General features: G+C 56.9%; 8 protein-coding genes. 2 read left to right on the forward strand and 6 right to left on the reverse strand.

Annotation, left to right across the window (positions count from 1 at the left end; all coding sequences use genetic code 11):
* Positions 1 to 289 precede the first annotated feature (289 nt).
* On the forward strand, positions 290 to 433 hold the full coding sequence (locus tag G6028_RS18160) for a helix-turn-helix domain-containing protein (RefSeq protein ID WP_182657852.1): 144 nt from the start codon (positions 290 to 292) through the stop codon (positions 431 to 433).
* A 3-nt stretch (positions 434 to 436) separates the two neighbouring features.
* On the opposite strand, the gene G6028_RS01675 is transcribed toward G6028_RS18160, so the two are convergent.
* The 6 genes from G6028_RS01675 to G6028_RS01700 all read right to left on the reverse strand — a co-directional run bounded on the left by G6028_RS01675 (position 437) and on the right by G6028_RS01700 (position 11,747).
* Positions 437 to 3,265, reverse strand: a complete 2,829-nt coding sequence (locus G6028_RS01675) for a TrlF family AAA-like ATPase (RefSeq protein ID WP_182657853.1) — start codon at positions 3,263 to 3,265, stop codon at positions 437 to 439.
* Between the two features lie 16 nt (positions 3,266 to 3,281).
* Complete coding sequence (locus G6028_RS01680; protein ID WP_182657854.1) at positions 3,282 to 6,401, reverse strand: type I restriction endonuclease subunit R; 3,120 nt, start codon at positions 6,399 to 6,401, stop codon at positions 3,282 to 3,284.
* The gene (locus tag G6028_RS01685) at positions 6,398 to 7,570 is read right to left on the reverse strand and encodes a restriction endonuclease subunit S (protein ID WP_182657855.1); all 1,173 of its coding nucleotides are present in this window, start codon (positions 7,568 to 7,570) and stop codon (positions 6,398 to 6,400) included. Before G6028_RS01685 ends, G6028_RS01680 begins: the two co-directional genes overlap by 4 nt.
* Positions 7,567 to 9,627, reverse strand: a complete 2,061-nt coding sequence (locus tag G6028_RS01690) for a GmrSD restriction endonuclease domain-containing protein (protein ID WP_182657856.1) — start codon at positions 9,625 to 9,627, stop codon at positions 7,567 to 7,569. Before G6028_RS01690 ends, G6028_RS01685 begins: the two co-directional genes overlap by 4 nt.
* Complete coding sequence (locus tag G6028_RS01695) at positions 9,624 to 11,192, reverse strand: type I restriction-modification system subunit M (RefSeq protein WP_182657857.1); 1,569 nt, start codon at positions 11,190 to 11,192, stop codon at positions 9,624 to 9,626. The genes G6028_RS01690 and G6028_RS01695 overlap by 4 nt, the downstream gene beginning before the upstream one ends.
* 168 nt (positions 11,193 to 11,360) lie before the next feature.
* Positions 11,361 to 11,747: a site-specific integrase gene (locus tag G6028_RS01700; RefSeq protein WP_182657858.1), complete on the reverse strand. Its 387-nt coding sequence runs from the start codon at positions 11,745 to 11,747 to the stop codon at positions 11,361 to 11,363.
* A 249-nt stretch (positions 11,748 to 11,996) separates the two neighbouring features.
* Here G6028_RS01700 and G6028_RS17545 point away from each other — a divergent pair, with 249 nt between their 5' ends.
* Entirely contained in the window at positions 11,997 to 12,218 is a 222-nt protein-coding gene (locus tag G6028_RS17545; protein WP_241730469.1) for a hypothetical protein, read from the forward strand.
* Positions 12,219 to 12,502: the final 284 nt, after the last annotated feature.

Below are 12,502 nucleotides of genomic sequence, written 5' to 3' on the forward strand. Positions count from 1 at the left end.
TCGCCCAGCGATCCGCAGATCCCCGTGAATCACCAGGGCTAACGAAGCGGCCGGGAACGACGTCAACTTGTGGAACTCAGGTCTTATTGATCCCACCGCCTGCCTCTGTCCGTTGGTCGATCGGGCCAGGGTCGCGGAAAGCACGCAGGCCCGGCTCCCTCTCGGGAACCGGGCCTGGTACGTGGTAGTCCTCGCTGGCGCCAAGGCCAACACCCCAAGGATCGCTAATCGACGGCCTGATCAGGCGCAATCGGGACACCGACGTCTCCGATCGCGGATTACCGAGCAGATGCGGCGCGACGTAGTCCAGCTCTACGAAGAAGGTATGACGAGTCGGAGGGTCGCTGAGGAAGTCGGAATCGGACGGACAACTGTCCTGAATATCCTCAAAGACTCCGATGCCGTGGTGCGGCCACACGGAGCACGATACTAGTTGCTAGAACCCATACTTCTCCTTACGGAGGCGGAATGCCTTTTCGCCACCCTCCATCACGGTTGTGATCGCGTCCCGTATCTCAGGTTGGTCAATCGCACCGCTGGACTTGATGGTGCCTGCCGACTGGTCACCAGCGGTGGTGTAGCCACATACGAGAACGAGGTCGGCATCGCCGTTCACAACCAGATTAGCGTTGTGACTTGCGAGGATGAGCTGCCGACGGCCCTTGGCCTCCCAAATTTTCGCGACGATGTGCTGCACGGTCTCGCTATCCAGGTCTTCTTCGGGCTGGTCGATTAGCAGCGGCATTCCATCCTGTGTAAGAAGGGTCGTCAGAAGTGCCGTGGCCTGCTGACCTGCCGAAGCAGAGCTGAACGGAATATAAGTTCCGGGTTTGCTCTGGTATTCGAAGACCGGCTGATCCACGAGCGGCGTAAGCGACAGGTCGAGCCAAGCCTCGGGAGTTATCTTCGGTTTGATGCGCTGTAGATCCGTCACTGTGAATCCAAGCCGACTGAGCGTTGGAGCCAGCTCTGAGGTGAGTTCGCCGTCCGGCTCTAACAACATGACAAGCTCCAACTCAGCCAAAATCGCCTCCCACGTAGTGGCAGGATCCTTATCAGTTTTGAGCATGTCGAAAAGGTTCTCAATCTTGTTGCCACGCAATCCAGATCCAGTAACGAGCCCCCTAAACTTCGACTGAACCTCAGCAAAGTTGTGTCCAACTTCGAGGGAAGCACGGATCAGTTGGTCTGAGGCCGCAGACAGCGCCACGCATTGCGTCTGAAGTGCTTGCGAACGCTCGCTGTTTAGTTCTCGAAGCTTCTCGCGAAAGCGGTCGTGTTCGCCAGCAGGATCTCCCAGCCGCCCGCATTCGAGCTCCTGCTTTCCGAGGAGATCAGTTGCCTCGTTTATCTGGTATTCAAGCTCAGCGAGCTGACGTAGTTTGGTCTCGTGTGCGGTTGATCGCTCCTTCACCGCGCCGTACCGTTCGTTAAACGAGGTCAAACGACGGTCCACTGCACCAAGGCTCGCGTCGATCGAACCAGATGGCGCCACGGCAACCGACAGGCTATCGCCGATCGTTCCAAGCGCGATCTCAGCTTGCTGAAGCGCCTTGTGGATTGCCGTCACAGCAATACCCAAATCCGCCTTAAGTTCTTCGGGCGCATCTTCATGCACGCTGACCAGATTGGCAGCCCTCCGGTATGCCGATCTTAGCGCCTCCGTTTCCACTTCGAGTGCTGCGAGTTGCTGACGCCACGCCGCCACAGCGGTTGCTGCCTGATCATGTCCCGCCTTGTGATCGAGCAACATGCGATCGGCTTCGCTCAGGCCTGTGAGGCCATCCCGCAACGCCTGAGCTTGTCCAGTCAGAGACTTGATGCGCGCCCTCGATTGCTCCATTTCCCGCGTCACGCTGCGGTGCCGTTGCAAGGTGCCGTAGTTCTCTCGCAGACGCCCTTGAGTCTCTACATGGCGACGATCAATATCTTCAAGCTGCCGCAAGATTGGTGTCTCGAGAAAGCGGGTGAGTTCATCGACGCGGATTGCGACACTCGACAGCTGCTTCTGGCTATATGCCTGAACCGGCAGTAAGCGCTGCACAATCGTCTCGTGAACAGTCGCAAAGTCCTCATCGCCGACCTGGAGCTCGAATTCGCCGGACTTAGCATGTCTTCGAACGACGTGTGGTACACCGTTGATCACGAGATAGACCTCGACCACCGCGTCGTATGGAACCAACGTCGCGTTGATGAGCCGACGTTGCCGTGCACGCGGGTCTACGAGCTCGTCTTCCTCCCCGGTATTCGCAACCTGGTCGCCAAGCGCCCATCGCATATAGTCGAGCACAGAGGACTTCCCGGTTCCTCGTCCGCCAATGATCGCGGTGTACTGCGGGTTCAGCCGGGAATCGAGGCGCCCCATAAACTTGCTGTGGGACACGACGACTCGCGAAATCCATACGTTCGGAACCGCGGGTTCAGCATGCGAGATTCGAGACTCACGAGCGAGGCTCGCTTGTCGGAGAGCCTCGGCAGTCGGACGTGACCACTTTACCCAGGTTGCAGCGCTGCCTAGTTCAGCGAAGTCGGATTTGCGCGAGTCGGACGTCTGAAACAGTGCAATCGGGCGGTCACCCCAATTACCATCACGTCCCTCGAGAATCGTTGCCTTACCGGGCTTCTTCTCTAAGATGGCAACTGAGCCATCGAGGTAGCCAGCTACGCATACCGTGAGCGCATCCTTGTACTTATCCTGGAAGGAATCGCGAATTAGCGACTTGTGTCCGCTTGGCGTGACGTTCGGCAACAGTATGTATCGCCCCTTGAGCCACGGCTTTAGGTCGAGTTGAGCGCATACGTTCGGAATACTGTCGGATTTCGGAAGAACTGTGGTTGTAGGCAAAGATCGGGCTGCTGCATTGAACGGCTCGTGGTGAAGCGCTTTCAGTACGTCGTCCAGTCGATCAAGTGGGAAATCTGCGTCTAGAATAAGGATGGCCTGGCAGGGAACCTGGAGAGTCAGTTCGAGTGCGGGGAAGACAACAAGGCGCTCCTTGTCGAGAATGGGTGTGCCCTCGTTGTCCACTTCGTCAAGCGCCGCTTGGCGGACGTAGGGATACATCGCGAAGTCGTGATGATCAGAGATTGCCACGGCATTCAGTTGATTCTCGCGTGCCGCCGCCAGGAAGCTCTTGGCCCATGCGACACGCTCGTCTTCCGTCCTCGGGCGCGGACCATCCCAGTTTGCATCGCGCGGCGTGTGGACCTGAAAGTCTGCGCGGTAGTAATGCGTACCATCGTCTTGAAGTTCAATGCGATTCAATTGAGTCCTCATAGTCTTAATCGACCCCCTGGCTGAGCCCGAAGAACCGCTCGAAGAAGGTAACCAGCTTCCGAATCACGCGCTGTTTCTTCTCGCTATGTCCGCCTGCGCTCGCGAAACGAGAAGCCGGCGGTAGCACCTTGGTGATTGCGGTACCAGTGGTGCGCAGAGAACCGTCACGGAACGACGCCTCGACGAAGTCCCGGGCATTGTCGCCACGAAGATTCTCTTCTTCGATGATCTTGGCCAATTCAGCTTCGCGCCTAGCGGCAATGAACGCTTGCCACTCATCGTCAATGGCACCGTCGACGGATACCGAGTCGACGAAGTCTTCAATGAGGTCCTTCTTGTTACGCAAGGTGGGGCTGGCGTCGACTGCGCGAGAGATCTCAGCGCGGATCTCTTTGTCTTCACCATCGCCGCCGTGCTCCTCGCGAAACTTGGCGACGAGCATTAGAATGTAGTCGACGTTAATTTCAACCTGTTTGATCAGCTCGACTTCGAAGACCACGTCATCGTTAATGAGTTCCTTGTCGCTGTCCTTGTCTTTACGGAACTCGGCATAGAGGTCGAGGTAGACACTGCGGTAGTCCTGCCCCTGGCGCTCGCTGAGGATCTCGTTGCCGGCGAAGTCGTCAAACGAGGTGAGGATGTTCTCTAGCCGAAGAACCTGACCGAACAGTGCGATGAACTCCTTCTGGGCAGCCTCACCGACGATCGGTTGTCCAAGCGGGAAAGCCAACAGCATCTCGTTCACCTTTTCGGCGTACTGACCGTAGTACTCGCCGTATGGCTTGAGGATCACTACACCGCGAGCATCTTTGTTGCCGAATAGCTCAAGCGCCTTGTTGGTGGCGTCTTCGAGGTCGCGGAAGGCCACGATGTTGCCGTAGGTCTTTACCGAGTTCAGGATGCGGTTGGTGCGGGAGTAGGCCTGGATTAGGCCGTGCGCGCGCAGGTTCTTATCCACAAACAGGGTGTTCAACGTGGTTGCGTCGAACCCGGTGAGGAACATGTTGACCACGATCACCAGGTCCAGTTCGCGGTTCTTCAGCCGCTGAGACAGGTCCTTGTAGTAGTTCTGGAACTTGTCTGCGCTGGTGTCGTAGCTGGTGCCGAACATCTCGTTGTAGTCGATGATCGCGTCTTCGAGGGCAGAGCGGGCATCGGTCGGGAGATCGACAGTTTCGAAGCCTTCGTCATCGATGATCCCGTCGTCGACAGCTTCGTTGGCACCGTACGAGTAGATCATCCCGATCTTGAGGCGCTTGTCAGCGGGCAGCTTCTCCTGCTCCCGCTTCAGCACGTTGTAGTAGATCCGTGCTGCCTCGATCGAGGCAGTAGCGAAGATGGCGTTGAAACCGCGCACTCGCTTTCGTTCGCGCAGGGCTTCGGCTTGACGGCGGGTGCGCGTCGCCTGCGGCACGTTGGTCACCACAGAGTGCTCGTAGCTGGATGAGCGCTTCGTCTTCTGGTCGAAGTGCTCCAGGGTGTACTTGACGATCTCGCCGATGCGGCGGTCATCGAGGAGCGCCTGCTCTCGGTCGATCGCCGTGACCTGCTTGTCGTCAGGATTGCCGACCTTGATGGTGTTGATATAGTCGATCCGGAACGGCAACACGTTCTTGTCAGTGATCGCGTCGACGATCGTGTAGGTGTGTAACTTTTCGCCGAATGCCTGCTCGGTGGTCTTTAACTGCGGGTTACCGCCACTGCCGCTGTTTTCGGCGAAGATCGGCGTGCCAGTGAAACCGAACAGGTTGTAGCGCCTGAACGCCTTGGTGATGTCGGTATGCATGTCACCAAACTGCGAACGATGGCACTCGTCGAAAATGATCACGACGTGCTCATTGGTAATGGCGTGATTCTTATTGGCCTTGATGAAGGTCGAGAGCTTCTGGATCGTCGTGATGATGATGCGAGCAGTCGGGTCTTCGAGCTGCTTCTTCAACACCGCCGTTGAGGTGTTGGAGTTCGCCGCACCCTTCGAGAAGCGGTCGTACTCGCGCATCGTCTGGTAGTCGAGGTCCTTTCGGTCAACGACGAATAGCACCTTCTCCACGCTCGGCAGTTTCGAGGCGAGTTGTGCGGTCTTGAACGATGTCAGCGTCTTGCCCGACCCCGTGGTGTGCCAAACGTAGCCGCCGGCCGCGATTGTGCCGAGTTGCTTGTAGTTCGTGGCAATGTCGATGCGCTGCAAGATTCGCTCCGTCGCGACGATCTGGTACGGGCGCATTACCAGCAGCAACCGATCGGCGGTCAGCACGCAGTAGCGGGTCAGGATGTTAAGTAGCGTGTGCTTGGCGAAGAAGGTCTTGGCAAACGACGTCAGGTCTTGGATCGGCTTGTTCCGTGCATCAGCCCACCACGACGTGAACTCGAACGAATTTGAGGTCTTGCGACCCTTGCCCGGCTTCTGACCCTCTTTGAGGTGCTGACTGCGAGTCGTGTTTGAGTAGTACTTCGTCAGCGTGCCGTTGCTGATGACGAACAACTGCACGTACTCGAATAGCCCAGAGCCCGCCCAGAAGCTATCGCGCTGATAGCGATTGATCTGGTTGAACGCCTCGCGGATATCGACGCCCCGCCGCTTGAGCTCAATGTGAACCATCGGCAGCCCGTTTACGAGGACAGTCACGTCGTAGCGGTTAGCGTAGCGCCCGCCCGCACTCTCCCCCTCAGAAGGACCCGCGCGGTCCACCTCGTACTGGTTGATGACCTGCAGCCGGTTGTTATGGATGTTCTGCTTGTCCAGCAATGTGATGTTCTTCGTCGAACCATCATCACGCTTGAGGATCTGCACGTGATCCTCCTGGATGCGCACAGTCTTTTCGGCGATGCCGTCATTCTTTCCGGCGATCTTATTTTCGAAGAAGTCAGTCCATTCTGGATCCGAGAACGTGATGTGATTCAATGCCTCCAGTTGCGCCCGGAGGTTGTTCACCAGTTGCGCTTCAGAGGTGACTGCGAGGTATTCGTACGCCTGCGATTCCAGCAGCTTGACCAGCTCGCGTTCCAGCGCAGCCTCGGACTGGTATGCAGCCTCCGACGCCCGATCCGGCACATACTCGGCGACAACAGTACTCTCCGCCGAGACGGCGATCGGGTCGTACTTGCGTAAATTCGTTTCGCTCATGCACTGGCCTCCTCGAAAGTCAGCAGCTTGTCACGGTAATACTCGTATTGCGTGCGACGCGCCGCGAGTTCAGCAGGTAGGCCGAAACTCAGGTCGTTAACGAGAGTATCAAGTCTATTGAGGACCAAACCATCACGACGCTGATCCTCTATCGGCACGAGCTGCGTCTCAACCTGTTTGACGCGCCCCACCGCGAGTCCTGGCTGAGCAGACTTGGTCTTGTACTGGTTTAAATCCATCTCGGTGAGTTTATGGAACGCCCATGACATGTCGACGGGGACCTTCGGAGTGACAACAACCGCGTGTTCGGTTGCGTAACTCTTACCCTCAGCTCGATGCACATTCCCGCAAAGCGCACCCTGACGACCGATTAGTACGACTTTTTCATGATAATTATACGAGCCCACGTAGCCACGAAGTCCGTTGCCGCCGTAGCACGGGAATGGCTTCTCGTCGGTAGGTACGTCAGATATTTCAGCGGCCTTAATATGCACTCCGGCACGCATCTCAAAAATGTCGCCAAGACGAAGCACGTCGCCGTCGGCAGAATTTTTACCACTAAGCAGCTCGTAACGATAGTGTTCATATTGACGGCGGCGCGCTTCCAACTCTGCTTCCAGCTCTGCTTCCAGCTGAGTAAACTGATTTAGTATTCGCACAATTTCCCGCTGGACCTCGATATGCGGAACGGGAATACGAATCTTAGCAAGCGCCGCGCCGGACACGCGGCGAACTTTTGTACCGGAGACGAACGGCCGCTTCTGAGACTGAAACTGTTCCGTTCGGAAAAAATATGACACATAGCGCGGATCGAGCCTGTGTCGGTAGATATACGCGTCACCACTCAAAACAACATTTGTGTCACCTAGCCATGCCGTTGCTTTTGCAACTGCTTCGTCGTCTTCACTCGTAGTAGCGATCAGCAAGTCCCCAGGCATGGCCTGCCGCAACTTTGACGCCATGTCGCTCGGGGTGTACGACTTTGTAGATGTGGCCCAAACACCATAGTGGGTATGGATTTGGCCGTAGTGGACAGCGGGAAACCCCTCGTCGGTCAGATCTTTTTTCTGAAGACCATTGCCCCGAATGAACTCACCCAAATCACCAAGCGGCCTAAACTGAACCCCCTCAGGTGCTAGCTCAGCAATCAAATCATCGATACGACTCACAGTTCGTCCTCCCCGACCAGTGCGAGAAGGTCTTCAACCGCGAGCTGCTGTTCGGCATCTGCGTGACCATCGGTGATATTGATCCCGTCAGCGCGCAAGACATCAATCGGGTCGCGCTGATCCTCGGGGTCGTGCCAGCGAAACTCGTCAGCCACCCTCCCGTCCCACCTCAGAACACGGTAAGCGTTGGCGCAGTCTGCGCTCCGGCTGAGATGACCAGCCATCGCGACGGGCCCTGTTCCCACGGCCTCGGCGAGGTTGTTGTAGCTCGTCCATCGCCCAGCAGGCAGGGCGTCAAGGATAGCGTGCGCCTGCGACCAGTCGAACCGCTTCTGATCGCTGAAACTCTCCTTGTATCCCACAAGGACAGCTTCGTCGAACTTGGGTCGGGCCCAGATCGCGACGGCTTGTGCTGCGAGTGTATTGGCGCGCTTTCCGATCTCGACCGCGTTCCAGGCGTCAAGCTGCGCAAGTCCTTGATTAAGCCGGAGCGGGCTGTGCTTGAAGCCGCCTTCCATATCTCGCTTGTCTTCGAACGGGCGGTCGGAGTATTCCGGGTTGTAGCCGGTCAAGGTAAGATTGCCGAGGGTGTGGAGGTATCGGTCGTGGTCGACCTCCCAATTGACCCCCAGCGCTTCCTGCCATGTGGGATTGGCGTTCTGCGGCATGATGTGTTCGATCGTGTACTCGGCGATCGACACCTCTTCCTTTCGGCCGTAATTCTCCATCTTTCGGAAGAAGTAGCTGCGACGCTTCACGTTGTACATGTCAGTGCTCTTCAGCGCCTCCTCGAACTCTTCGTCGGTCGGGAATCGACGATAGTTCGGCAGCGTCAGTAGGCGAGCGCAGACGCTTACGACATAGTTGTCCTCGTCGATCGCGGCTGACAGAGTCGCGAAGGTCTTGTTGAGACTGTTGGTAGGGATGCGACATATCACCCGGCGGAACAGGTACGAGATCACCGCGTCGAGGATTGCGGCAAAGTCTTCGCCACTGAGGACCCCGGCTGCGTAGTCAGCGTAGAGGCGCAGTTGGAACGGGTACGTGACGGTGGCGAGCTGGTCGACTTCGGCGAACCTGCGCACCAGATTCTTTTCAGGTTCCTTTCCAAGTGCCATGTTGGCGAACCATGTCGCGTGGCGGCTGAGGTCGATAACAAGATCGTCCCTGCTGGAACCTGCGGATTCCTGCTCAAATGCGTACGTCTTGAAAGCCTCGTAGATCTCGATGAGGCGCGGGATTGAGTTCGTCTTGACGGTCAGATAGTGACGGACGAACTCGTCAAACCGCTTCTCGTCGTTGCCCTGGAACAGGCGCTCCATCGGGAACCAGTAGTCTTCGTAGAGTTGCTCCTGTTGCGCTGGCGGCAAATCCATCAACACGAAGTTGCGGATGAGGTCAGCTTGGGAAAGCTTCTTTCCGGTGGCATTCATCGACTCGAACACCAACTGCGGGTCATCCATGCCGCGGGTGAGCTTCACATCGACCACTACGAGTTTGTCGAGCCCCTTGCAGACGTGGGTCAGGTCGAGCTCGGGATCATTGAGTCGGGCGACAAAGTATGCGTAATTGTCCGCCACCCGTGAGGTTGTCTTAGGCATCGGAGCACTTCGGACAACTGCCTTCAAGGCGTCTCTGTCGCGTTGAGACAGGGTCAGCTTGAAGTAGTCGTCGCCAGATTCATACTCATTCCGTAAGTACAGCCCCCGAATCTTCTGTGGAGCGAAGCCCGGCTCGGGTTCCTGTGCCTCCACCGGCATGGTTTCCAACTTGGCGGCGAGCGCCGCCAATACAAGTGTCACCGTGGTTACACGTTGTTGTCCGTCGATGATGAGATCGGGTTCGCGCGAAGTGTTGGACCCTTGGTCTCGCTCGATGTAGACGATCGAGCCGGTGAAATGGCTGTTCAGCTTCTCACGTTTACCGGCGCGGATGATGTCTTGCCACAGCTGTTCGCACTCCGCATCACCCCATGAGTAGACACGCTGATAGATCGGCACGACGAACCGATCACTTTTCTTCAGCAGCTTCAGCAAGTTTGTGTCGACTGCTTTCACTTAGTGGCTCCTTCGAGGTCGGCCACGATCTCATCGATCGAGGTGCGGAGCTGCTGCTGCCGGACGACGATCCGAGCGATCTCGGCGTTCAGTTCCGTGATGTCGACGATCTCACGGAGATCTTCTTGCTCGACGTAGCTGGACACCGCGATGTTGTAATCGTGGGCTGCAATATCTTCGTTCGCCACGAGCTTCGAGACATGGTCGGCATCTACGCGAGCCACCAGGGTGTCAAGGATGCGATCCTGGTTCTCCGGAAGAAGCTTATTCTTGTTGCCTATGCGCTTGAACTCTGCTGATGCATCGACGAAAATTACACTATTGTCCGACTTGGACTTCTTGAGCACGATGATGCAGGTGGCGATCGTGGTACCGAAGAACAGATCTGTCGGCAACTGAATCACCGCGTCGACGTAGTTATTGTCGATCAGGTACTTTCGGATCTTCGCTTCCGCACCACCACGGTAGAGCACACCTGGGAACTCAACGATCGCCGCGGTCCCATTGACTGCCAACCACGACAGGATGTGCATGGTGAAAGCCAAGTCAGCCTTAGACTTCGGCGCAAGTACGCCCGCAGGGGCGAATCGTTCGTCATTGATCAGCAGCGGGTTGGCGTCGCCCTCCCACTTAATTGAGTAGGGCGGATTGGAAACGATCGCTTCGAACGGCTCGTCATCCCAGTGCGCAGGATCGGTGAGCGTGTCACCGTGGGCGATGTCGAACTTCTCGTAGTTCACGTCATGCAGGAACATATTGATACGGGCGAGGTTATAGGTCGTCAGGTTAATCTCCTGGCCGTAGAAGCCTCCGACGTTCTCTTTGCCCAGCACTTTGGCGAACTTGAGCAGGAGCGATCCGGAGCCGGCGGCTGGGTCATACACCCGGTTGACCCGCTTCTTGCCCGCCACGGTGATCTTCGCGAGCACTTCGGAGACTTCCTGCGGCGTGTAGTACTCGCCACCCGATTTGCCGGCCTGGGAGGCGTACATCTGCATGAGGTACTCGTAGGCATCGCCGAAAAGGTCGATCGAGTTGTCCTCGAAGTTGCCGAGTGGGAGGTCCCCGATGGCGTCGAGCAACTTGACCAGCTTCCCGTTCCGCTTGGCGACGGTGTTCCCTAGCTTGGAGCTGTTTACGTCGAGGTCGTCGAACAAACCCTTGAGGTCGTCCTCGCTATCAGAGCCGACAGCCGAACCTTCGATGTTCTTGAAGACTCGCTCAAGTGTCTCATTCAGGTTGGCGTCTCGCGCAGCACGCTCACGGACGTTTTGAAAAAGCTCAGACGGCAGTATATAGAAGCCCTTCTCGTCGACCGTATCTTTGCGACCAAACTCAGCATTTTCATCGTCGAGCTTCGAGTAATCGAAGTCTGTATCTCCGGCTTCATGCTCTAGATTGTTCAAGTAAGCAGTGAGATTCTCGGATATGAACCGGTAAAATAACATGCCGAGCACATAGGTCTTGAAGTCCCATCCGTCGACACTTCCGCGAAGATCATTGGCAATACGCCAGATTGTCTTGTGTAGCTCGGCTCGCTGCGCCTCTTTTGTCTTCGGTGACATTTCCACCTCTCCTGGTTCTATGAACTGCCTCTATATATGATGTCCGTATTTTAACATCATATCGAACATTTGTGCGAACATAGTTGCACGTGGCCGTCAGCCCTCCTCAGGTTGCCAGAGGACTACGACAAGTCCGGAAATTCTGGCCGTGAGCCGCAATGTGCTCTCTCAACGTGTGCCGCCGCGCCTGATCACGACGGCGTCCGCTGGATTTGGATCCAGCCCAATGACGTCGTAGAGCTTCCGCATCGCGGTGATTCGCCGTCGGATAGTGCTCTCGTTGTACTTCCTTCTGCGAAGAAGAGCCACGTACTGACGGAGGTCCTGCACAGTCAGCGTGAGTACGTCCTTGTCACGTTCCTCAGCCCACATGAACACGTCATCTAAGTCGCCCCAGTATGCCCTCGCGGTGTTGTAGCCATACGGCAACAGCACCTGCTCACGGAGCTCATCGAAGCGCTCGTACCGGACCCGAAGCTCTCTAATGATCGGCAGCAAGTAGTCCGGGCAGTAAGGCGACCGCTCCGGTTCCGACTCATCACCGCTCTCTCGCATGCCACAACTCTATCCATCCAAGTGCTATCACGCTTGTGCTTCTACGTTGTCTACCTGCGAAGTTAGCGTGTTTTCTGTCAGATCCGTTGTTTGCGGGTGACCCGCACAGCCAATTGATTGGAGACTACAGTGTCCGGACTTCAGCGCGTTCCAACGAGCACACCCGCTTCGTATCCAACGGCTACAGGAGGCTGCCTCTCCCGTCAGACCGCCCGCGATCTCGCAGCGATCGACCACTCTGCAGATGTGATGAGCGCCCGCGTTGCAGCGGCCGGCGAGGTCCAACAAACCCAAGTCGATGCCGTGGCCCGCGCTGGCGCGTACGCGATGCGGCAAGTTGCGCTGTTGGCGCAGATGCAGAAGGAAATCGCACTTGCGGCTCCGGAAGCATCCGGGGACCTGGACTTCATCAAGTCGATGACCAGCATCGGCCAGGTTGTCGCTGACACCAGTCAGCCGGTGAATCGATGATCTCGACAGTGGTTGTCGTTGCCGCTATCGCCTTCTTGCTTTAGGTGTCGAGCCAGGACGACGCGAAGGGGGCGGAAATTCTCGACCATATTCGAACCTTCATCGAGCCCTGAGCGGGCCGGCCGGACAAATGAGGTCCGAACCCTGAGGCGTGGACCACGGCTGAACTGCGGCCCGGTAGTCATACGGCGGCCGGGCCGCAGTATTATCGGACGTCTACTCAAATTAATCCAATTAGTGGATGTTTCGGGCGGCGATGAGTCCGGTGATGAAGTCGGTGACGC

The organism is Dietzia cercidiphylli (assembly GCF_014145145.1).
Classification (GTDB): Bacteria; Actinomycetota; Actinomycetes; order Mycobacteriales; family Mycobacteriaceae; genus Dietzia; species Dietzia natronolimnaea.

What these genes read in the sequence shown, in the direction of transcription:
- G6028_RS18160 (WP_182657852.1), top strand. Translation starts at nt 290, where the DNA reads ATGCGGCGCGACGTAGTCCAGCTCTACGAAGAAGGTATGACGAGTCGG.
- G6028_RS01680 (WP_182657854.1), bottom strand. Translation starts at nt 6,401, where the DNA reads ATGAGCGAAACGAATTTACGCAAGTACGACCCGATCGCCGTCTCGGCG.
- G6028_RS01695 (WP_182657857.1), bottom strand. Translation starts at nt 11,192, where the DNA reads ATGTCACCGAAGACAAAAGAGGCGCAGCGAGCCGAGCTACACAAGACA.
- G6028_RS01700 (WP_182657858.1), bottom strand. Translation starts at nt 11,747, where the DNA reads ATGCGAGAGAGCGGTGATGAGTCGGAACCGGAGCGGTCGCCTTACTGC.
- G6028_RS17545 (WP_241730469.1), top strand. Translation starts at nt 11,997, where the DNA reads ATGAGCGCCCGCGTTGCAGCGGCCGGCGAGGTCCAACAAACCCAAGTC.